The following is a 21,557-nucleotide window of genomic DNA, read 5'->3' as shown; positions in this document are numbered from 1 at the left end:
TATGTCTTTCGCTTCTCTCGGACTCGCCGAACCGCTCGTGCGGGCCGTCAACGAGCTGGGCTACACGCAGCCCACGCCGATCCAGGCTCAGGCCATTCCCGCCGTGCTGGGCGGCGGCGATCTCCTCGCCGGCGCGCAGACGGGCACCGGCAAGACGGCCGGCTTCACGCTACCGATCCTGCAACGCCTGCACGCGTTCTACGCGGAGAACCGCAGCGCGCGCCGCGCGGTGCGCGCGCTCATCCTCACGCCGACGCGCGAGCTCGCCGCGCAGGTCGAGGAAAGCGTGCGCGCGTACAGCAAATACGTGAAGCTGCGCTCGACCGTGATGTTCGGCGGCGTCAGCATCAATCCGCAGATCGACGCGTTGAAGCGCGGCGTCGACATCGTCGTCGCGACACCAGGGCGCCTGCTCGATCACATGCAGCAGAAGACGATCGACGTGTCGAGCCTCGACATCCTCGTGCTCGACGAAGCCGACCGGATGCTCGACATGGGCTTCATTCACGACATCAAGCGCGTGCTCGCGAAGCTGCCGGCGAAGCGCCAGAACCTGCTGTTCTCGGCGACCTTCTCCGACGAGATCAAGTCTCTCGCGGACAGCCTGCTCGATTCGCCCGCGTTGATCGAAGTCGCGCGCCGCAACACGACGGCCGAGACGATCGCGCAGAAGATCCACCCGGTCGATCGCGACCGCAAGCGCGAGCTGCTCACGCATCTGATCCGCGAGCACAACTGGTTCCAGGTGCTCGTGTTCACGCGCACGAAGCACGGCGCGAACCGGCTTGCCGAGCAACTGGCGAAGGACGGCATCAGCGCGATGGCGATCCACGGCAACAAGAGCCAGTCGGCGCGCACGCGCGCGCTGTCTGAGTTCAAGAACAGCACGCTGCAGGTGCTCGTCGCGACCGACATCGCCGCGCGCGGGATCGACATCGATCAATTGCCGCATGTCGTCAACTTCGATCTGCCGAACGTTCCCGAGGACTACGTGCACCGGATCGGCCGCACCGGCCGCGCGGGCGCGAACGGCGAAGCCGTGTCGCTCGTGTGCGTCGACGAGAAGCAGTTGCTGCGCGACATCGAACGGCTGATCAAGCGCGAGATTCCGCAGGAAGTGATTCCGGGCTTCGAGCCGGATCCGAACGCGAAGCCGGAGCCGATCCAGCGGCGCGGGCAGCGCGGCGGAAACGGCGGCGGCAGCAGCGGCGGCGCGGGCAGCGGCGGTCGCGGCAATCGCCCGCCGCGCGCGGCGGGCCAGCCGCAGGCGCAGCAGGGTCAGCCCGCCGCGCGACGCGACGGCGGCGCGCAGGCGAAGCCCGCCAAGCCGCAACAGGCGCGCGGCGGCAGCGGCCGCCCGGCGGGCAACGGCAATTCCGGCAATTCGAACGGCGGCGGCGCGCATGCGAACCGCAACCGTCCATCGCGCAGCGGCCAGCGCGGCCACTGAGCATCGTGCCGGGCGGGCCGCGCGTCGTTCAGCGCCTGAGCTGCGCGATCTGGCGCGCCCAGCGCGCGAGCACGGCCGGCGCGTCGGCTCCGGCGAGCTCGAACGCGATGCCGGACGTCAGGCGCGCATAGCCGACCCGCTGCGCTTCGCCGCCGACGAGCGTGGCCGTGAAGCGCGCAAGCCTGTCGTCGGACGAATCGGACGAATCAAACGAATCGATGTGCAGGCGCGCCTGATGGAATGCGTCGTCCGCGACGAACGCGAGCGTCGCGTCGGGATGCACGGCGAGCGCGCGCGCGGCACGCGACTGCGGCCATAGCGAGAAGCGCAGCGACCGCGCGTCGGGCGCATACAGCTCGCCCGCGCTCAGCAGCGTCGTGCGCGGTTGCGGCGGATCGTTGCTGCGATCGACGACGACGAGCGACGCGGTGAAGCCCGCCTTGCCGGCGAGATCGTCGCCGTCGAACAGCGCCAGCGCGGCGCGCGGCCACGCGTCATACGTCGTCCGTTCGAGGGTGCGTCGGTCCGGATCGGTCACGGGGTTCTCTCCTGCTGCGCGTCGCGTCGAGTGAAACCCGCAGCATACCGCGCGACGCGCCGCCGGCATTCAGCGAAAGAACACGTGCTGCGTGAGCTTCGTCAGCGGATAGTGAACGCCCGGCTGGATCTTCGCGGGCAAGTCGAGCGGCTTGAGCAGCATCTTCACGCACATGTCGGCGGAAAGATAGCGCCGCACGAGCGCGTTCACGCGCGCGGTGCGCTCGCGGCAATACGCGGAATCGCCCACGCGGTCCGGATAGCGGATCGCGAACACGTGCCGCAGCGCGATCTCCGAATCCTCGCTCTTGATCTCGAGCACGCGCCGCGTCAGCGCGCCCAGCACCGCGAGCCGGCCATTGCCCTCGACCTTGTTGTACTTCTTGAAGTAGCGGAAGAAATGCTTGTAATGGCGGACTTCGTCGGTGCGGATGTTATCGGTGATCTCCTTGAGCACGGGCTCGTCCGAGCACTCGTTGATCGCGCGATAGAGCGTCGCCGTGCCCGTCTCGACGACGCAGCGCGCGACCATCTCGAGCGCGCGCGTCTTCTCGAACGCCTCGACCGAACAGGTTTTCGAATACTCTTCGAAGAAATTCGCGAATGCGAGATCCCAGTCGAATTCGGGCCACACGTGCGCGATATACGCCTTCAGCGCGCGGCCGTGCTGCAATTCCTCGTGTTCCCATTCGGCGTTGAGCCACGCCGACACTTCGGGATCGTCGTCGAAGAATTGGCTCAGATTGCTCGTGTAAAGATCGGAGCCGCTTTCGATGAACGACGCCGCGCACAGCAGCAGCAGCAGATCCTCGTTCGCCGCGGCGCGCTGACGGTCGATACGCGTCAGGTCGATGTCTTCGATGCGCCAGGGCATCTCTCGCGTGGTATCGGAATCAGCCAGCATGTTTCGCGCTCCCAAACGCTGCTTCGCATCCGGACGGATCGCGCGGCGCTCGGCTCGCGATCCCGCCGCATGCGGCGCGTTGAAATCGGTTATTCGACACGTCCGGCCATCTTAGCCGGACTTTTTTGATCGTGCTTCAAAGCACTGACCTTAACCGGCAATCGCAGTTCCACAGCAATCATCACGCAATATTAGACCCGTAGTTCGAAAAGGCGAACGAAATCGAAAGCCTCCTTTGAAATGCCTTTCGATATCGTTTCGCCTGCAACGAACCGCGCGCGCCGGTACGCGTCAAAAGCCCGCCGCGAGGCCGTCGCGCCGGCTGTCGCTCGCCGCGACATAGCCGCGGTCGGGCTCGTCGCGATCGAGCCGCCGGATGAACTGGCCGGCGCCGAAGTCCATGTAGGGATCGTCGATCGCCTGGATCGCATGGCCGCGCGCGGCGAGCGCAGCGACGACGGACGCATCGAGCGTCGCCTCGACGTCGAGCGAAAACGACCGGCTCACCTTCCAGCGCGGCGCGTCGCACGCGGCCTGCGGCTGCTGGCCGTAGCCGAGCATCCGCACGATCGTCTGCAGATGGCCCTGCGGCTGCATGTCGCCGCCCATCACGCCGAAGCTCATCACCGCGTGCCGCACGCCGTCCGCCTGCTGCGTGACGAACGCCGGAATGATCGTGTGGAACGGCCGCTTGCCGCCTTCGACGACGTTCGGCGACGTCGGGTCCATCGAGAACCCGCAGCCGCGGTTCTGCAGCGCAATCCCCGTACCCGGCACGACGAGGCCCGAGCCGAAGCCCATGTAGTTCGACTGGATGAAGCTCACCATCATCCCGCGCTCGTCGGCCGCCGACAGATAGATCGTGCCCCCCGCGCGCGGCAGGCCGAACGAGAAATGCGTCGCGCGATTGACGTCGATCAGCTTCGCGCGCGCGTCGAGATACGCGTCGTCGAGCATCTGCGCGGGCGTGACCGCCATCGCGCGCGGATCGGCGACATGGCGATGGATGTCGGCGAACGCAAGCTTCATCGCCTCGATCTGCACGTGCTGCGCATCCGCCGAATCGAGCGGCAGGTCGTCGAGACCGAAGCGCTCGACGATGCCGAGCGCGATCAGCGCGGCGATCCCCTGCCCGTTCGGCGGGATCTCGTGCACCGTGTAGCCGCGAAAGTCCTTGCCGATCGGCTCGACCCACTCGGGCCGGTACGCGCGCAGGTCGTCGGCCGTCAGCGCGCCGCCGCCGTCGCGAAAGAACGCGGCGATCGACTCGGCGATGCCGCCTTCGTAGAACGCGCGCGCACCTTCGGCGGCGATCGTGCGCAGCGTCTTCGCGTGGCCCGGCAGTCTAACCAGTTCGCTCACCCCGGGCGCGCGGCCGCGCGGCATGAAGGTTTCCGCGAAGCCCGGCTGGCCGTTCAGATCGGGCACGGCGGCCGCCCACTTGTGCGCGACGATGGCCGCGACCGCGTGCCCGCGCTCCGCGAGCTCGATCGCCGGCTCGAGCAGACCGGCGAACGGCAGCGAGCCGAACTTCGCGTGCAGCGCTTCCCAGCCGGCGATCACGCCGGGCACCGTCACCGTATCCCAGCCGCGCATCGGCTGCCGCGCGAGGCCGTTGCCCGCCTCGCCGTGCCGCCGGCGAAAGTAGTCGACGCTCCATGCGGCGGGCGCGACGCCCGACGCGTTCAGGCCGTGCAGCTTCGCGCCGTCCCAGACGAGCGCGAACGCGTCGCCGCCGAGGCCGCACGACACCGGCTCGACGACGGTGATCGCGGCCGCCGCGGCGATCGTCGCATCGACCGCATTGCCGCCCTTCCACAGCATCCTGAGCCCCGCCTGCGCGGCGAGCGGATGCGATGTCGACACGACGTTGCGCGCGAACACCGGCACGCGCGTGGTCGGATACGGATTGCGCCACGAGAACGGCGCGCCGGACATGTTCGAATGAAGATTCATCGCACGCACACTGTAAACAGGACCGAAACGGACATTCCAGCGCGATTGCGCGGTCCCGACAAATTCATTTGTCACATGAATCGATGCATGGACAGCATGAATCGAGTCTAGACCGAGACCGGCGCGAACAGCCCTTACAATGCGGATTGGCCGTCCCCGTTTCCCGTCCCACCGAGCCGAATCGAAATCCGCGAACATGACACGAGACCCCCGCCTCACCCTGAATGCGCGTCAACAGGAATTGCTCGAATGGGTGCAGCGCGACGGCTTCGTCACTGTCGACGATCTCGCCGCCCATTTCAACGTGACGCCGCAGACGATTCGCCGCGACGTCAACTGGCTCGCCGACCTGAACCTGCTGCGCCGCTACCACGGCGGCGCGAGCCTGCCGACGAGCTCGGAGAACGTGTCGTACACCGCGCGCCAGCGGATGTTCCACGACGAGAAGCGCCGGATCGCGGCGCTCGCCGCGTCGCACATCCCCGATCAGGCGTCCCTCTTCATCAACCTCGGCACGACGACCGAGGAAGTCGCGCGCGCGCTGAACCGGCATCGCGGCCTGCGCGTGATCACGAACAACCTGAACGTCGCGAGCATGATGAGCGGCTATCCGGAATGCGAGGTGCTGATCACGGGCGGCATCGTGCGGCCGTGGGACAAGGGCATCGTCGGCGAGCTCGCGATCGACTTCATTCGCCAGTTCAAGGTCGACTACGCGATCATCGGCACGTCGTCGATCGAAAGCGACGGCACGCTGCGCGATTTCGACACGCGCGAGGTGCGCGTCGCCGAGGCGATCATCCAGCATGCGCGCACCGTCTATCTCGTCACCGACCATTCGAAGTTCGGCCGCCCGGCGCTCGTGCGGCAGGGGCATCTGAGTCAGGTCCACGCGCTCTTCACCGACAAGCCGCTGCCCGACGTGATGGCCGAGACGATCGCGCAGGCGGGCACGCAGGTCTACGTCGCCGACTGAGCGGCCACCCGCGCGAACGGCGCCGCGTGATGCTGCGTCGCACCCAAAACTTCAAGTGAAATCAAGAAATTGCCGCATCGGTGCAACCGCCTGAGGATTTCCTTGATGTCAATCAGAAAATTATCGGGGTGCGATTTGTAGATGCCGGCGCGCTTGACTACACTCCAAATCCCCGGCGCGGTTGCGCGCGCGCGTGCAACCGGGGCGACGTCAATAACGCCAAGGCCGGGACAGCGGCTTTTCCCCCCACGCCTTCCCTTGCTGGGTCACTCGACCGGACATTTGCGCCCGGGACAGTACGGTTGTCATGGAGAGAACGATGCTAAGTCCGCATGAATTCGCCACGCTGTTGCTTGTGAAGGATGCGCCCGACCAAGCCGACATGGACCGCGACGAACTCGACGCGTTGCTCGAGCAGCAACTCGTGAAGCTGGAAGCGCTCGGCTCCGGCAGGAAATACTGCGTCACCGAAATCGGCGACGCGGCCCTGCGATCGATCAAGCTCCGCTATTCGTGATGTTCCGGGCGCAAGGGCGCGGCCCGTGCCAGGCAGCGCCCTTGCGGCCCACTCCTCTCCCGCCTTTCAACCGCCGCGCAGCGACGGGTCCACCGCCGCGCGCCAACTGAGCGCCTGTGCGCGCGCGTCGTTGAGATAGCTCACCCAGCGGCCGCGCTTGGCCGGGTCGGTGCTCGTCCCGAGCACCGCGTGACGTTGCGCGAGTTCGTTTTCGAACGCGCAGAAACGCGCATCGGTCAGCTTGCCGTGGCGCTTCGCGACCCACGCATCGAACACCGCCGAATAGACGGACCGCGCGTCGTCCCCGTAATCGCGCACGTCGCCGCAACCGCGCTGCAGCTCCGCGAACGACGGTCCGCCCCAGCTACCGAATCCGGCCGGTACGCCCGCACATCCGGCCAGCAGCGCGAGCGCGCCGGCCGCGATCATCGTACGCATCAGTATCCCCTCGCTCGTTGGTCAGCCGCCAGTATCGTCCGGGAACGTGCGCGGCGCCACCCGACCCTCAAAAGCGAACTTTACTTTTTCGATTATGTTCGTTAAATTTCGAATACGAACATTTCTGGTTCGCTCATTTTCTGTCATACGAACGTTAGGATCAGCGGGTGACTCAACAGAATCGTTACGATCTGCTCGTCGTCGGCGGCGGAATCAACGGCGCAGGCATCGCGCGCGACGCGGCCGGCCGCGGCCTGTCGGTACTCCTTTGCGAACAGGACGACCTTGCGTCGCACACGTCGTCTTCGAGCACGAAGCTGATCCACGGCGGTCTGCGCTACCTCGAGTACAAGGAATTCGGGCTCGTGCGCAAGGCGCTGCAAGAGCGCGAGACGCTGCTGCGCGCCGCGCCGCACATCATCTGGCCGCTGCGCTTCGTGATGCCGCACATGCCGAACCTGCGCCCCGCGTGGCTCATCCGGATCGGCCTCTTCCTGTACGACCATCTCGCGAAACGCGAGCTGCTGCCCGGCTCGCGCGGCATCGACATGCGCCGTCATCCGGCGGGCGCGCCGCTCGTCGATTCGATCAAGCGCGGCTTCGTCTACTCGGACGGCTGGGTCGACGACGCGCGGCTCGTCGTGCTGAACGCGCTAGACGCGCAGGAGCGCGGCGCGCGCATCCTCACGCGCACGAAGCTCGTATCGGCCGAGCGCCACGACGGGCAATGGCATGCGCGGCTGCAGCGCGCCGACGGCTCGACGCTCGACGTGCGCGCCCGCGCGGTCGCGAACGCGGCGGGCCCGTGGGTCGGCGAAGTGCTGCACGGCGCGCTCGGCCGCGGCGCACAGCACAGCGTGCGGCTCGTGAAGGGCAGCCACATCGTCACGCGGCGCCTGTTCGATCACGACCACGCGTACATCTTCCAGAATCCGGACAAGCGGATCATCTTCGCGATTCCGTACGAGCACGACTTCACGCTGATCGGCACGACCGATGTCGAATACCGCGACGATCCGTCGCGCGTCGCGATCGACCGCGACGAAACGCGCTACCTGTGCGAGTCGATCAATCGCTATTTCAAGCGTAAGATCTCGCCCGCCGACGTGTGCTGGACCTATTCGGGCGTGCGCCCGCTCCTCGAGGACGAGAACGCGGACAACCCGTCCGCCGTCACGCGCGACTACCGCCTCGAGCTAGACGGCGGCGATGGCGCGCCGCTCCTGTCGGTGTTCGGCGGCAAGATCACGACGTTCCGCAAGCTCGCCGAAGAGGCGACCGACATGCTGGACGACGCGCTCGGCGCGTCGCGCGGCGCATGGACGGCGGGCGTGCCGCTGCCGGGCGGCGACATCGCGAACGCGCGCTTCGCGCCGTTTGCCGAAGCGTTCGCGAAACGTCACCCGTGGCTGCCCGCCGCGCTCGCGCGCCGCTATGCGCGCGCGTACGGCACGCGCGCCGAGCGCGTGATCGGCCAGGCGAAGTCGCTCGCCGGGCTCGGCGCCGAGCTCGCGCCCGGTCTCTACGAAGCGGAATTGCGTTATCTGCGCGACGCCGAATGGGCGAGCTGCGCGGACGACGTGCTGTGGCGGCGTTCGAAGCTCGGCCTGCATGTCGCGCCGGGCACGCTCGAGCACGTGACGGCCGCGCTCGACGCCTGGTTCGGCGCCGCGCGCGAAGCGGCGAGCGCCGCGCACTGACCGGCGCGCACGACGCCGGCAACGACGCGCGACGCACGACGGCAGGGAAGCATCAGGAATGCGCCGCGCCCGCGGCGCCAATCACAACTACGTACGGATGGAGATGAGACACATGCAGGATCAGTACATCCTCGCGCTCGACCAGGGCACGACCAGTTCCCGCGCCATGTTGTTCGACCGACAAGGCAACATCGTGTCGATCGCGCAGAAGGAGTTCGAGCAAATTTATCCGCAGCCAGGCTGGGTCGAGCACGATCCCCAGGAGATCTGGTCGACGCAGGCGGGCGTCGCGGCCGAGGCCGTCACGCGCGTCGGCCTGAACGGCACGGCGATCGCCGCGATCGGCATCACGAACCAGCGCGAGACAACGATCGTCTGGGATCGCGAGACGGGTCATCCGATCTACAACGCGATCGTCTGGCAGGACCGCCGCACCGCCGATTTCTGCGACCAGTTGAAGGCGCAGGGGCTGAGCGAGAAGGTGCGCGCGAAGACGGGCCTGCCGATCGATTCGTATTTCTCGGCCACCAAGATCCGCTGGATTCTCGACAACGTCGAAGGCGCGCGCGAGAAGGCGCGCCAGGGCAAGCTCGCGTTCGGCACGGTCGATAGCTGGCTCGTCTGGAACTTCACGAAGCACGAGCTGCACGTAACCGACGTGACGAACGCGTCGCGCACGATGCTCTTCAACATCCACACGCTCGACTGGGACGACGAGCTCCTCGACGCGCTCGAGATTCCGCGCAGCATGCTGCCGGAAGTGCGCGCGTCGTCGGAGATCTACGGGCCGACGAAGACGACCGTGTTCGCATCGAAGATCCCGCTCGCCGGCATCGCGGGCGACCAGCAGGCCGCGCTCTTCGGCCAGATGTGCACGAGCTCCGGCATGGTGAAGAACACCTACGGCACCGGCTGCTTCCTGATGATGAACACCGGCGAGACGCCGATCGAATCGCAGAACAACCTCGTCACGACGATCGCATGGCAGGTCGACGGCAAGGTCAACTACGCGCTCGAAGGCAGCATCTTCATCGCGGGCGCGGTCGTGCAATGGCTGCGCGACGGGCTCGGGATCATCAAGAGCGCGGCGGAGATCGAGGCGCTCGCGGCCAGCGTGCCGCACACGGACGGCGTCTATCTCGTGCCGGCGTTCGCCGGCCTCGGCGCGCCGCACTGGAACGCGCGCGCGCGCGGGTCGCTCTTCGGCGTCACGCGCGGCACGACGTCCGCGCACCTCGCGCGCGCGGCGCTCGATTCGATCGCGTACCAGTCGCTCGACGTGCTGAAGGCGATGGAAGCCGACTCGGGCATCCGCATCGGCGAGCTGCGCGTCGACGGCGGCGCGAGCGCGAACAATCTGCTGATGCAGTTCCAGGCCGACCTGCTCGGCGTCGACGCGGTGCGCCCGCGCATCACCGAGACGACCGCGCTCGGCGCCGCGTATCTAGCTGGCCTCGCGATCGGCTACTGGCAGAACGTCGACGAGCTGCACAGCCAATGGCAGCTCGAGCGCCGCTTCGCGCCTTCGATGCAGCGCGAACAGGTGGGCTCGTGCCTCGCCGGCTGGCAGCGCGCGGTGCGCGCGGCGAAGGCGTGGGCGGACGACACGCAGTAAGCCCGTTCGTTCGGCATCCGTATCGATCACATTTCAACGACACATTCACAACAATCAGGCGGGCCGCGCGACGCAAGCCGCGAGCCCGCCATACCGGTAGAGAGACACATCATGTCACCATATATCGCGGAGTTCATCGGCACGGCTCTCCTCGTGCTGCTCGGCAACGGCGCCGTTGCGAACGTGCTGCTCGCGAAGACCAAAGGCAAAGGCGCGGACCTCATCGTCATCGTGATGGGTTGGGCGATGGCGGTATTCGTCGCGGTCTACGTGACCGCGTCGTTCTCCGGCGCGCACCTGAATCCGATCGTCACGATCAGCCTCGCGCTCGCGGGCAAGTTCGCCTGGGCGAAGGTGGGCGGCTATATCGCGTCGCAGATGCTGGGCGGCATGGCGGGCGCGTTCCTCGTGTGGCTCGCGTATCGCCAGCACTTCGCGAAGGAAGCCGATCCCGATCTGAAGCTCGCCGTGTTCTGCACGGCGCCCGCGATCCGCAGCGTCACGCACAACGTGCTGACGGAGGCGATCTGCACGTTCGTGCTGATCCTCGGCGTGCTGTATCTCGCGTCGCCGCAAGTCGGCCTCGGCGCGCTCGACGCACTGCCCGTCGGCCTGCTCGTGCTCGGCATCGGCATCTCGCTCGGCGGCCCGACGGGCTACGCGATGAGCCCCGCGCGCGACCTGTCGCCGCGCATCATGCACGCGCTGCTGCCGATTCCCGGCAAGCGCGACAGCGACTGGCGCTATGCATGGGTGCCGGTGCTCGGGCCGCTCCTCGGCGGCGTGCTCGCGGCGAACCTGTACCTGTATCTGCATACGACGCACTGAACGCCGCGCGGCCGCGCGCCGCGCCGCAACCCTTCCGCCGCAGGTCGGCGGCACCCCGGCCCCCTCGCTCGGCGACGCGCGAGGGGGTTTTCGTTTCCGGCGCGCGCCGCGCCGAAACGATTCGAAATCGTTTCAAAGACCTCGCCCCGATTTGACATTCAATTACATTCTTATAAAAAAGGGTTTTATATCGCCCAATCCGAACATTATGTCGCCAAATCAAATATACAAAATCCATCTGAAGTAAAGTTAATCCTGGCATTTTTATCAGTTGTCAATTTCCCTAATTGAACTGATCCCCCGCCATCAAAATAATCAGCAAACCAATCGATACCAATATTTCCGGCCTGCGCACGTCGATCGATTTGCGCAGGCCGGCGTGAATCGGCCCGGACAAAATCAGTGTCGCATCGATTCCAGTGTTCGCGATGACCCGGTAACCCCTATCCTGAAGGATTGCCATGATCGCAAGACCCGTTGCATCGAATGTGATTTGCCGTCCCCTCGGCTCGCCACGCGAGCCGGCCCTCGCAATCGCGCCGCCCGCCGCGCGCACGCGCGCCGCGTCCCGGCGCGCCAGCCTGCCACCATCCTGATCCCGTCGATTTCGCCTGGCTTCGCCGTGCTGTTCGCGTGAACGCGAACGGCTGGCCGTGTTGCGGCACGGCGAATCGGCTGCCGGTTTCATTCAAGGCCCGCTTCGATACGCGGGAAGGCGGCGCTCGTCCTCAATGATTCAACTCACGCGCCGCACAAGCCTGACATTCGGAAAATCGTCAAAGGAGGCCATTAGTCACCTCGACTCAATCAATCACGCGATATCGCGCCCATCCATTCCTGTTTTCACGCCATTCATTTGCGAGCAAAAACCATGTCCACCATCGATACGAGCGAATTCCGGAAAACCGTCTTCAGCCCCTCCTTCTGGGAGGACAAGATGGGCTACGCGCGCGGCAAGCGGGTCGGCAATCACGTATACATCGCGGGCTGCGTCGCGTCGGACGGCAGCGCCGCCGTGATCGGCAACGACGCGTACGAGCAGACCGCGTTCATCATCGACAAGATCGAAAAGTACCTGAACGAGCTCGGCGCCGAACTGAGCGACGTCGTCAGCACGGTCACGTACCTGACGGGCTTCGAGCACTTCGACGACTACTGCCGCGCGTTCAGCGAGCGCTTTCGCGACATCCGCCCGGTCAACACGACGGTCGCGGTGAAGTCGCTCGTCGAGCCCCGGCATTACGTCGAGATCACCGCGACGGCGATCGTCGGCGACTGACTTTCCGATACGAGGCAGCCATGAGCCACGCAACCGTCTACCCGAGCGGCGCACTCAAGGGCGCCGCGACGCTTCCCGCGTCGAAGCCGCACGTTCAGCGCGCGCTGCTGCTCGCGCTCCTGAACGGCAGAACGACGCGGATCGAGAACGTATCGTGGTGCGCGGAGACCGAACTGCAGTTCGCCGCGCTGCGACAGTTCGGGCTCACCGTCGTCGAGCGCGGCGACACGTCGCTGACGCTGCGCGGCGTCGGCGGCGACGTCGAGGCGAGCGGCACGATCGACGCGGCCGGCTCCGGCATGCTCTTCAGGATGAGCGCGGCGCTCGCCTCGCTGTCGGACAGGCCCGTCACGATCCGCTGCAACGATTCGCTGTTCAGCCGCGACAGCGTGTTCGACGACAGCTTCTTCTCGCATCTCGGCATCGACGCACGCCGCCAGGCGGGCAATCTCGTCACGATCTCGCGCCAACCGCATCCGGAGCGCCTTGCGCTCACGACGCGCAAAAGCACGCAGTTCATCTCGTTCGCGCTGTTCGTCGCGCCGTTCTCGGCCGAGCGGACGCTGCGCGTCGCCGACGACGGCAGCCAGGCCGGCTACATCGACATGACGATCAAGGCGATGTCGCTGCTGCACGGCACCGTGGTTCGCGCGCCGGGCAGGCTGGTAGCCGGCGAGTATCGCGCCGACGACATCGTCATCGGCATCCCGACCGATTTCACGTCGCTCAGCTATCTGGCATCCGCCGCGCTGAGCGTCGGCGCGCCGAGCGCGATCGACATCGCGAATTACCGGCCGGGCGATACGCTCAACGAAGAGGCGCTGTTCGACGTCTATCGCGCACTCGGCATCCGGCTCACCCGCGACGACGTCCGCCATACGCTGCGGATCGAATGCGAGCGGGACCGCGCCGCGCGGCGCGCGCCGCGCGAGCTGTCGCTGCACGAGCTGCCGTCTGCCGCGACGAACATCATCGCGGCCGCATCGAATCTCGGCGATTCGATCCGCTTCGGCGGCGTCGACGGCATCAACAACCACAAATGCCAGCGCGCGTTCGTGATCAACGAGAACCTTCGCGCGATGGGCGGACGCAGCGCGCTCGTGTTCAACGACGTCGGCCGCTTCGACAAGATCGACGTGATGAGCGACGGCCCGCTGCAAGGCGGCGCCGAGCTGCCGAGCTATCGCGATCACCGGATCTGCGCGGCGAACATCGTCGCGGCGCTCGGCGCGCGGCGCAAATCGGTCGTCCGCGACACCGACAAGCTCGACGACGGATTTCCCCGATTCATCGACACCCTGAGGACGTTGGGCGCCGAAATCGCCTAGCCGGCCGGCCCCTCGCCCATTCACGATTACGGAGTAGCCATGACCACCAGCGAACGTCTCCAGCCGTCGTTCGTCGAAGTGAAGAACACTTCGACGCTGAGCGGCACCATCGACCTTCCCGCGTCGAAGAGCTCGTCGACGCGCGCGCTCCTGACCGCGGCGCTCACGCCCGGCATCAGCACGATCCGCAACGTCGCGACGGGCTTCAACTCGAACGCGATGAAGCACAACTGCGAGCGGCTCGGCGCGTCGTTCTCGAGCGAGGGCGACACGACGGTCGTCAAGGGCGTCGACGTGGTGCACGTCGATCGCAAGATCGTCTTCGATCCGGGCAACTCCGGCGTCGTGCTGCGCCTGCTGATGGGCGTCGCGGGCTACCTGCCGGACACCGAGTTCGTCACGCAATACCGCTATTCGCTCGGCGTGCGCTCGCAGGCGGAGATGGTCGCCGCGCTGCGCCGGCTGAACGTCGAATGCGAAGCGGTCGGCCCCGAGGCCCGGCTGCCGATCAGCATCCGCTCGACGCGCGAGCTCGGCAGGCATACCGAAGTGTCGTGCAAGAAGAGCTCGCAGTTTCTGAGCGGCCTGCTCTATCTCGGCGCGATCGGCGAGCGCGATCTCGAGATCGACGTGGTCGATCACATCACCGCGCCGTCGATGGTGCACACGACGATCAACAATCTCGCGCACGCGGGCGTCGCCGTCGAGTACGACGCGCCCTTTCGCCGCTTCTTCGTGCCGGGCCGCGACCGCTTCGAGCCGTCCGAATTCACGGTCGGCGCGGACCCGGCGAGCACGGCCGCGATCCTCGCGCTGTGCGGCTCGCTCGCGTCGGACGTCACGCTCAATGGCTTCTTCGAGGAAGAGCTCGGCAGCGGCGCGGTGATCCGCTATCTGACCGATACCGGCACGCTGATCGACGAGCTGCCCGGCAACCGTATCCGCATCCGCGGCGGCGCGTCGATCCGCGCGCAGGACTTCGACGGCTCGCTCGCGCCGGACGCGGTGCCCGCGCTCGCCGGCCGCGCTGCATTCGCTGACGGCACGAGCACGTTCTACAACATCGAGCACATCCGCTACAAGGAATCGGACCGCATCTCGGATTTCCGCCGCGAGCTCGACAAGCTCGGCGTGCGCTCCGAGGAGAAGGTCGATCAGTTGATCATCCACGGCAATCCGCGCGGCTACCGCGGCGGCGCGGTCGTCGACGGCCACTACGACCACGGGCTCATCATGGCGCTCACGACGATCGGCCTGCACTGCGAGCATCCGGTGCTGATCAAGGAGCCGCATCACGTCGGACAGACGTATCCCGACTACTTCGCCGACATCGGCTCGATCGGCGCGAACGTCGACGAGCTGATCTATCCGAACGTCGCCGCGGCGCGTGCGTGAGCGCCGGCCGCGCCATCGAATCCACTCACGAGAGAAAAGACATGTGCGGAATTGGGGCAATTTTCAGCACGCAGCGCGCGGCGGTCGACGGCATCGAGCGTTCGCTGACCGCGTTGATGTCGAAGATCGCGCACCGCGGAGACGCGTCGCGCTTCAACGAGAATCTGATTCGCGAACGCTTCGGACTGGCGACGAACCGCCTTGCGATCGTCGAGCGCGACCATGCGCGCCAGCCGGTGTCCGATCACGAGCGCGACCTGCACGTCGTGCTCAACGGGCAAATCTACAACTACAAGGAATTGCGCGACGAGCTCGCCGCGCGCGGCCACCGCTTCAGCCACGCGGGCGACGCCGAAGTGCTGCTGCGCGCGTACATCGAGTACGGCCCGTCGTTCGCGACGAAGCTCGACGGCATGTTCAGCTTCGTGCTGTTCGACAACCTGAACGGTAGATTCCTGATCGGGCGCGACCACGTCGGCATCAAGCCGCTCTATTACGCGCAGCGCGACGGCGTCTGGCACGTCGCGTCGGAGCTCAAGGCGCTCACGCACGTGAACGCGCGGATCGAAACGCTCGCGCCCGGCACGCTGTTCGACGGCCAGGAAACGATCAGGTACGTGTCGTACGACAACAGCCATCCGGTGAGCCGCGACAGCTTCGACGAAGCGAAGGCGCGCGTGCGCGCGCTGCTTGAGAATTCGGTGCGGCGCCGCGTCGACACGGACCTGCCGATCTGCGTGATGTTCAGCGGCGGCATCGACAGCGCGATCGTGCTGCAGCTCGCGCATCGCCATCATCCGGACGTGACCGCGATCTCGTTCGGCCTGCCCGGCTCGAACGACATCGAGATCGCGCACCGCTACTGCGCCGAGCACGGCATTCGCCACGTGATCTACACGTTCACGAAGCAGGACCTGCTCGAGAACATCGACGACGCGGTCTATTACGGCGAATTCTTCGAGAAGATCGACGCAATCGATTCGACAATCGCGCATTTCGGCTACTACATCGCGAACAAGCTCGGCTTCAAGGTGGCGCTCTGCGGCGAGGGCAGCGACGAGATCTTCGGCGGCTACGATCTCTTCAAGACCCACGCGCAGCCCGGCGCGCTGTCGCTCTATCGGCTCAACAACCTGCACCGGACCGATCTGCAGCGCGTCGATCGCGCGAGCATGCGCAACACGGTCGAGGCGCGGGTGCCGTTCATGGACGCCGAGCTGATCGATTACGTGCTGAGCCTCGACTTTTCCTACAAGCTGCACCGCGGCGTCGAGAAGCACATCCTGCGCGAGGCGTTCCGCGACGTGCTGCCGGACTACATCATCGATCGCCCGAAAATCCGGATGCCAGACGGCAGCGGCGTGAAGAACGTCATCATCGATCACATCGACAGTCTCGGCGACGCCCCGCCCACCGACGCGGCGAGACGGCTCGGCGAAATCGGGCTGTCCGACCGCTCGGCGCTCTTCTTCGCGCAGAAGTATCTGGACTGTAACTTCCCGTTTCCGACGCAGCGGTTCAAGCAGGCCGGCAAGGATTTTTCGGAATCCGGATATTTCAACTTCATCTCGTGACGCACGGGCGCGGAGAACCGCGCGCCGCCCGCGTCGCGGCGGCGGCCGCGCCGTCGCGCCCGCCCGGGGAATGCCCATGAAGACCTTTCTGTTCGTCGAAGCCCGCCCGATCGAATGCGCGGGCATCGGCTACATCCGTTCGCTCGGCTACGCGCCCGTGCTGTTCACGTCGATGCACGCGAGGAACAAGGTGCTGTTCGACGACCTCGATCTGAATCTCTTCGACGCGGTCCATCACGTCGACACGCGCGACGCCGGCGCGATGCGCGAGCGCATCGACGCGTTGCGGCTGCCGGTGGGCGCCGTGCTCGGCTGCTACGACGACGTGATGATTCCGGCGTCGGAGCTCGCCGACGCGCTCGGTCTGCCGCATCCGTCGCTGGCCGGGCTGCGCAACGCATACGGCAAGGCGCGCGTGCGCGACAAGCTGCGAGAGCACGGCTACCGGCAGCCGGGATACCAGGTGCTGTCGGCCGACCGCTTCGCGCCGCGCCCCGACATCGGCTTTCCATGCGTGCTCAAGCCGCTGCGCGACGCGGGCGCTTACGGCGTCAGCCTGTGCACGAACGAGGCCGACTATCGCGCCGCCGTCGAGCGCTTCCGCTCGGGCGAGGGCGTGTCGATGCTCGGCACCCGGCACCGCGAGTTCCTCGCCGAAGCCTTCGTCGAAGGGCCCTTCTACGGCGCGGAGCTGCTGCACAACGGCGGCCGCTGGCACGTGCTCGGGATCAACCGGATCTTCGTGTCGCCGCACGACAGCCTGTGCATGACGGGCATCTCGCATCCGTCCGATCTGCCCGCCGTCGACAAAGAAGCGATCGCGGACGAGATCGTCGACTGGGTGAACCTGCTCGGCCTCGCGGGCGGCGCGCTGAACGTCGAATTCATCCTCGCGGAAGCCGGGCCGGTGCTCGTCGAGATCAACCTGCGGATCGCGGGCGCGCGCGCCGTCAGGCAGATCGCGCTGACGACGGGTATCGACATGGTCGGGCATCTGATAGATTTCGTCTGCGGAATCGATCGGCCCGTCGCGCCGCGAGAGCCCGCTCGCTACGACTTCGTCGCGGACGCGTTCGTGTTCGCGCCGGCGGCGGGCGTCGTGCGCGACGTGACGTTCGCGCCGGGCAATGCGCATTACGTCGCGAGCGGCTTCCGGAAGCTGCCGCTCGAATCGACGTGCGCATCGAGGAATTTCGGCTCGGTGATCGGCTACGTGCTCGCGCACGGCCGAACCTGCGACGAAGCGATGCGCCACGCGCGCGCGCTCGCCGACGCCGTGCGCGTCGAGCTCGGCTGAGCCGCGCGACGCGCAAGCGCCGGCACGACGATGGAAGATCGAAAGACACACGATAGACAGACGAGGGAACGACATGGCGATTCTGATGGGCTTGCTGTCGGCACTGTGCTGGGGCAGCACCGATTTTCTCGCGGGACACGCGGCGCGACGCGTCGGCGTCACGAAGTCGCTGTTCTACAGCCAGTCGTTCGGGTTCCTGATCCTCACCGCGTCGCTCGCGCTGCATCCGTCTTCGCTGCGCATCGCGACGATCGACGCGGGCTTCGGCGTCGGCATCCTCGCGGCTGTCTGCAACCTGATCGCGATGGCCGCGCTGCTCAGGGCGCTCGCGATCGGCAAGGCGTCGGTCGTCGCGCCGATCGTGTCGCTGTACGGCGCGGTGACGACGATCCTGTCGCTCGCGACCGGCCAGTCGATCACGCAATTCGCGATCGCGGGCCTCGCGCTCTGCATCGTCGGCGCGAGCCTCGCGAGCATCTCAAAGTCAGCGGACGGCAAGACGGAATCGCCCGCGTCGATCGGCTTCTCGCTGCTGTCGGCCGCGATGTTCGGGCTCGGCTTCTGGCTGCAGGGCGCGTTCGCGGTCAAGAGCCTGGGCGTCGTCAGCGCGCTGTGGATCTATTACCTGACGGCCGTCGTGATCCTGTTCGCGGCGCTCGCCCGCGCGCGCAACCTGTCCGCGCCGCCCGGCTCGATCGTCCTGCTGATCCTGTCGATCAGCGTGTTCAGCCTCGTCGGCTTCTTCTCGCTCGCATACGGCTCGACGACGGGACACGTCGCGATCGTCACCGTATTGAGCTCGCTCGCGAGCGGCGTCACGGCGCTGCTCGGCTTCTTCGTGCGCGGCGAGCGGCCGAGCGCGCTGCAATGGGTGGGCATCGCGACGATCATCGCCGGCGTCGTGATGCTGAAGATCACGCCGCAAGCGCTCGCGGCGGGCGTAGCGGCGTAGCGGCGGCGCGCGCGAACGAGCGCGCCGCACCGCACGCCGCGCGGCCCCTGCCCCCGCCGCCTTCGACAAACCGCGCCCGCCGCCGGCAAAGCACGTATCATGGCGCTTCGTCGCCTCACCCTTTTTGTTGTCCCTATGCTCGACCACCTCATTTGCGACTGCGACGGCGTGCTCGTCGACAGCGAAGTGATCGCCGATCGCGTGCTGTTCGACACGCTGTCGGCCACGTTCCCCGCGATCGATTTCGCGGCCGACGCGAAAGCCGCGTTCGGCCAGCAGACATCGCGCTTCCTCGCGGGTCTCGAAGCGCGCCACGGCATCGCGATGCCGGCGGATTTCCTCGATACGATCGAGCACAACATCGAGATCGGACTCGCGCAATGGCTCGCGCCGATCGCGGGCGTGCGCGACGCGCTGACAAGAATCGCGCTGCCCGCCGCCGTCGTGTCGAACAGCCGGCTCGAACGCGTGCGCAACTCGCTCAAGCGCGCGGCGCTCACCGACGTGTTCGGCGAGCGCGTGTTCAGCGCCGAGCAGGTCGCGCGGCCGAAGCCCTATCCGGACGTGTATCTGCACGCGGCGCGCACGCTCGGCGTCGAGCCGGCGCGCTGCGTCGTCGTCGAGGACAGCGTATCGGGGCTGAACGCGGCGCGCGCGGCCGGCATGAAGACGATCGCGTTCGTCGGCGCGAGCCACATCCCCGGCGGCTATGAAGACGCGCTGCGCAAGATGGGCGTCACACGGATCATGCGCTCGATGGACGAGCTGCCCGCGCTCGTCGAGGCGGGCGTGCGCGGCGAATTCGGCGACGCGCAGTCGTAGCTGGGCGGAGCCGCTTCGCGTGCGGCGCGGCTCGCGCGCCGCACGCGGATCGCGTATCGCCCGCCGAACCGGAGCCGATCAGGCAACATCCTCGCAGCACGCGTCGCGTTCCCGCTCGCGCTCGCGCAACGACGCGAGCCGTTCGCGAAACTCGACGAGCTCGGCGATCGTCAGCATCGGCAGCCCGTGTTGCGCGGCGAACCGCTCGACATCCGCGCCGCGCGTCATCGTGCCGTCCGGATTCATCAGCTCGCACAGCACGCCGGCGGGCCTCAGCCCGGCGAGGATCGCGAGATCGACGGTGCCCTCGGTGTGGCCGCGCCGCGCGAGCACGCCGCCCGGCGCCGCGCGCAGCGGAAACACGTGGCCGGGGCGCACGATGTCGTGCGGCTTGGCATCGTCGGCGATCGCCGCGCGGATCGTCGTCACGCGATCGGCGGCCGACACCCCCGTCGTCACGCCGGCGCGCGCCTCGATCGACACCGTGAACGCGGTGCCGTTCTTGCTCTCGTTCAATTGCGCCATCGGCGGCAGCTCGAGCGCGCGCACCTTTTCGTCCGTCAGGCACAGGCAGACGATGCCGCTGCACTCGCGGATCAAAAGCGCCATCGTCTCGTCGGTGAGCCGCTCGGCGGCGACGATCAGATCGGCTTCGTTCTCGCGGTCGTGATCGTCCTGCAGCACGACCGCGCGCCCTTCACGCAGCGCGGCGAGCGCGGCGGCAATGCGCGGCGGCGGCGGTTCGGCATCGAGCAACGGGAAATCGGAGAAAGCGTCGGCAGGCGCCGACTTCGAAGGCAACGGAAACGACATGATGTGAAACGCTCCTCGCGGAAAAGATTGGGGCGAAAAACGTTTCAGGGCTCAGCAAACAGACAGCGCGACGCCGCTTCCGCACCGCGCGCATGACATCGCGCGCGCCGCGGACGAGGCTGGGCGCACATGACTATCTGCACATCTTCTTTCATCCGGACTATGACCGTCGGCTCTGGCATCGGACCAGATCTGCTGACCCCGCGCATCGCGCGGGCGCTCGCGGGCTCGCCGGCAACATGCCGGCCTACCGCCGGTGGGGAATTTCGCCCCGCCCTGAAGACGCACTGATTGCCGGACGAACCGGCCGGTGAAGCATACAACAGCTACGGATTCGCCGCAGCGGGAACCCGACAAGGCCCTACTGACGAATCCGTCTAAACCGCGCCGCGCGCAGGCGCGCTGCGAATCGCGACATCACGTCACGCCGGCACGTGCCAGCGCGGCGGCACTTCGGCGTTCACCGTCACGCGGAACGCGCGCGCCTCGGTGTCGCCCGGGTTGCGCAGCGCGTACGGCTGATCGGCGTCGAAGACGATCGCGTCGCCCGTCGCGAGCAACTGGCGGCGATCGTGGATGCTGACTTCGAGCGTGCCTTCGCTGACGACGAGATTCACGCTGGTGCCGGGCGCGCGCGGCGCGCCGGGCTCGGTGTGCAGGGGCGCGATCCGCAGTTCGTGGAACTCGGCGACTGCGGGCTCGCCTTCCGGATACAGCGCGCGCGCGGAGAAGCGCCCGTTCGAGCTGACGACGCGCACCGCGCGCTCGGCGCTCAGATGCTCGAAGCCGTTGACCGCATGGCGGCGCAGGAACGCGGCGACCGACACCTTCAGCGCGGCCGCGACCTTGCAGAGCACCTTGATCGACGGCACGCTGCGCGCCGATTCGATCTGCGCGAGCATCGCGCGGGACACGCCGGAGAGCCGCGCGAGCGCGTCGAGCGACAATTGGCGTTCCGCGCGCAGCCGCGCGAGATTCACGCCGACGAGCCGCTCGAGCGCATCGAACGACGCGTGCGACGCATCGGCGTCGGCCGCCGCAGCGGCATCCGGTGAAGACACATCGCGCACAAGCGCCAACGGTGAATGCATGACGTCGCCTCCAGGGCCCGAGCGGGCCCAGCGGTTTCAGGTGAGGCAAAGACTAACATCCGCTACGGGGCCATCAAACAAAGTT

General features: G+C 67.0%; 20 protein-coding genes and 1 riboswitch. Of the genes, 13 read left to right on the top strand and 7 right to left on the bottom strand.

What is annotated here, in order from left to right; translation table 11 throughout:
- Position 1: 1 nt before the first annotated feature.
- Positions 2-1,450, top strand: a complete 1,449-nt coding sequence (locus WS92_RS14250; RefSeq protein ID WP_059931204.1) for a DEAD/DEAH box helicase — start codon at positions 2-4, stop codon at positions 1,448-1,450.
- A gap of 28 nt (positions 1,451-1,478) precedes the next feature.
- Here WS92_RS14250 and WS92_RS14245 read toward each other — a convergent pair whose 3' ends face one another.
- From WS92_RS14245 to WS92_RS14235, 3 genes are all read right to left on the bottom strand, one after another.
- A complete protein-coding gene (locus tag WS92_RS14245) occupies positions 1,479-1,988 on the bottom strand; it encodes a hypothetical protein (protein WP_059931202.1) in 510 nt (169 codons plus the stop codon).
- Positions 1,989-2,057: 69 nt separating this feature from the next.
- Positions 2,058-2,891 carry a ferritin-like domain-containing protein gene (locus WS92_RS14240; RefSeq protein ID WP_009911302.1) on the bottom strand — a complete coding sequence of 278 codons (834 nt, stop codon included), beginning with the start codon at positions 2,889-2,891 and terminating at the stop codon, positions 2,058-2,060.
- Between the two features lie 291 nt (positions 2,892-3,182).
- Positions 3,183-4,829, bottom strand: a complete 1,647-nt coding sequence (locus WS92_RS14235) for a gamma-glutamyltransferase family protein (RefSeq protein WP_059931285.1) — start codon at positions 4,827-4,829, stop codon at positions 3,183-3,185.
- A 214-nt stretch (positions 4,830-5,043) separates the two neighbouring features.
- Between WS92_RS14235 and WS92_RS14230 the strand changes: the two genes are divergently transcribed.
- Both WS92_RS14230 and WS92_RS14225 read left to right on the top strand, forming a co-directional pair.
- Positions 5,044-5,823: a DeoR/GlpR family DNA-binding transcription regulator gene (locus WS92_RS14230; protein ID WP_009911299.1), complete on the top strand. Its 780-nt coding sequence runs from the start codon at positions 5,044-5,046 to the stop codon at positions 5,821-5,823.
- A gap of 319 nt (positions 5,824-6,142) precedes the next feature.
- Positions 6,143-6,340 (top strand): phage tail assembly chaperone, encoded by a 198-nt coding sequence (locus WS92_RS14225; protein WP_009911297.1) that lies wholly within the window; start codon positions 6,143-6,145, stop codon positions 6,338-6,340.
- A 66-nt stretch (positions 6,341-6,406) separates the two neighbouring features.
- Here WS92_RS14225 and WS92_RS14220 read toward each other — a convergent pair whose 3' ends face one another.
- On the bottom strand, positions 6,407-6,778 hold the full coding sequence (locus WS92_RS14220; RefSeq protein WP_059931200.1) for a hypothetical protein: 372 nt from the start codon (positions 6,776-6,778) through the stop codon (positions 6,407-6,409).
- A gap of 167 nt (positions 6,779-6,945) precedes the next feature.
- Here WS92_RS14220 and glpD point away from each other — a divergent pair, with 167 nt between their 5' ends.
- From glpD to WS92_RS14205, 3 genes are all read left to right on the top strand, one after another.
- Positions 6,946-8,478: a glycerol-3-phosphate dehydrogenase gene (gene glpD, locus WS92_RS14215; RefSeq protein ID WP_059931198.1), complete on the top strand. Its 1,533-nt coding sequence runs from the start codon at positions 6,946-6,948 to the stop codon at positions 8,476-8,478.
- Between the two features lie 112 nt (positions 8,479-8,590).
- Positions 8,591-10,093 (top strand): glycerol kinase GlpK, encoded by a 1,503-nt coding sequence (glpK, locus tag WS92_RS14210; RefSeq protein ID WP_059931196.1) that lies wholly within the window; start codon positions 8,591-8,593, stop codon positions 10,091-10,093.
- Between the two features lie 111 nt (positions 10,094-10,204).
- Entirely contained in the window at positions 10,205-10,921 is a 717-nt protein-coding gene (locus tag WS92_RS14205; RefSeq protein ID WP_006024617.1) for an MIP/aquaporin family protein, read from the top strand.
- Positions 10,922-11,204: 283 nt separating this feature from the next.
- Here WS92_RS14205 and WS92_RS32140 read toward each other — a convergent pair whose 3' ends face one another.
- Entirely contained in the window at positions 11,205-11,609 is a 405-nt protein-coding gene (locus WS92_RS32140) for a hypothetical protein (protein ID WP_231755910.1), read from the bottom strand.
- Positions 11,610-11,792: 183 nt separating this feature from the next.
- Between WS92_RS32140 and WS92_RS14195 the strand changes: the two genes are divergently transcribed.
- The 7 genes from WS92_RS14195 (at position 11,793) to WS92_RS14165 (ending at position 19,568) form a co-directional block, all read left to right on the top strand.
- Positions 11,793-12,200, top strand: coding sequence for a RidA family protein (locus tag WS92_RS14195; RefSeq protein ID WP_059931192.1), 408 nt, complete (start codon positions 11,793-11,795; stop codon positions 12,198-12,200).
- A 20-nt stretch (positions 12,201-12,220) separates the two neighbouring features.
- The gene (locus tag WS92_RS14190) at positions 12,221-13,528 is read left to right on the top strand and encodes a 3-phosphoshikimate 1-carboxyvinyltransferase (RefSeq protein WP_006024613.1); all 1,308 of its coding nucleotides are present in this window, start codon (positions 12,221-12,223) and stop codon (positions 13,526-13,528) included.
- Between the two features lie 39 nt (positions 13,529-13,567).
- The gene (gene aroA / locus WS92_RS14185; protein ID WP_059931190.1) at positions 13,568-14,923 is read left to right on the top strand and encodes a 3-phosphoshikimate 1-carboxyvinyltransferase; all 1,356 of its coding nucleotides are present in this window, start codon (positions 13,568-13,570) and stop codon (positions 14,921-14,923) included.
- A 41-nt stretch (positions 14,924-14,964) separates the two neighbouring features.
- On the top strand, positions 14,965-16,497 hold the full coding sequence (asnB, locus tag WS92_RS14180) for an asparagine synthase (glutamine-hydrolyzing) (protein WP_059931188.1): 1,533 nt from the start codon (positions 14,965-14,967) through the stop codon (positions 16,495-16,497).
- A 76-nt stretch (positions 16,498-16,573) separates the two neighbouring features.
- Positions 16,574-17,794: an ATP-grasp domain-containing protein gene (locus tag WS92_RS14175; protein ID WP_015601288.1), complete on the top strand. Its 1,221-nt coding sequence runs from the start codon at positions 16,574-16,576 to the stop codon at positions 17,792-17,794.
- Positions 17,795-17,867: 73 nt separating this feature from the next.
- Positions 17,868-18,746, top strand: coding sequence for a DMT family transporter (locus tag WS92_RS14170; RefSeq protein WP_059931186.1), 879 nt, complete (start codon positions 17,868-17,870; stop codon positions 18,744-18,746).
- 135 nt (positions 18,747-18,881) lie between these two features.
- The gene (locus tag WS92_RS14165; protein ID WP_006024608.1) at positions 18,882-19,568 is read left to right on the top strand and encodes an HAD family hydrolase; all 687 of its coding nucleotides are present in this window, start codon (positions 18,882-18,884) and stop codon (positions 19,566-19,568) included.
- A gap of 78 nt (positions 19,569-19,646) precedes the next feature.
- Here the strand turns inward: WS92_RS14165 and ribB are convergent, their stop codons facing one another.
- Together ribB and WS92_RS14155 are read right to left on the bottom strand one after the other, a co-directional pair.
- Positions 19,647-20,381, bottom strand: coding sequence for a 3,4-dihydroxy-2-butanone-4-phosphate synthase (ribB, locus tag WS92_RS14160; protein ID WP_059931184.1), 735 nt, complete (start codon positions 20,379-20,381; stop codon positions 19,647-19,649).
- A 139-nt stretch (positions 20,382-20,520) separates the two neighbouring features.
- A riboswitch (FMN riboswitch) is annotated at positions 20,521-20,669 on the bottom strand.
- Positions 20,670-20,803: 134 nt separating this feature from the next.
- Positions 20,804-21,472, bottom strand: coding sequence for a helix-turn-helix domain-containing protein (locus tag WS92_RS14155; RefSeq protein WP_009911291.1), 669 nt, complete (start codon positions 21,470-21,472; stop codon positions 20,804-20,806).
- Positions 21,473-21,557 lie beyond the last annotated feature (85 nt).

This window comes from Burkholderia sp. MSMB1588, assembly GCF_001546925.1.
Taxonomy (GTDB): domain Bacteria; phylum Pseudomonadota; class Gammaproteobacteria; order Burkholderiales; family Burkholderiaceae; genus Burkholderia; species Burkholderia humptydooensis.
The sequence above is the reverse complement of the archived record's forward strand: the minus strand, read 5'-3'. Positions and strand labels throughout refer to the sequence as shown.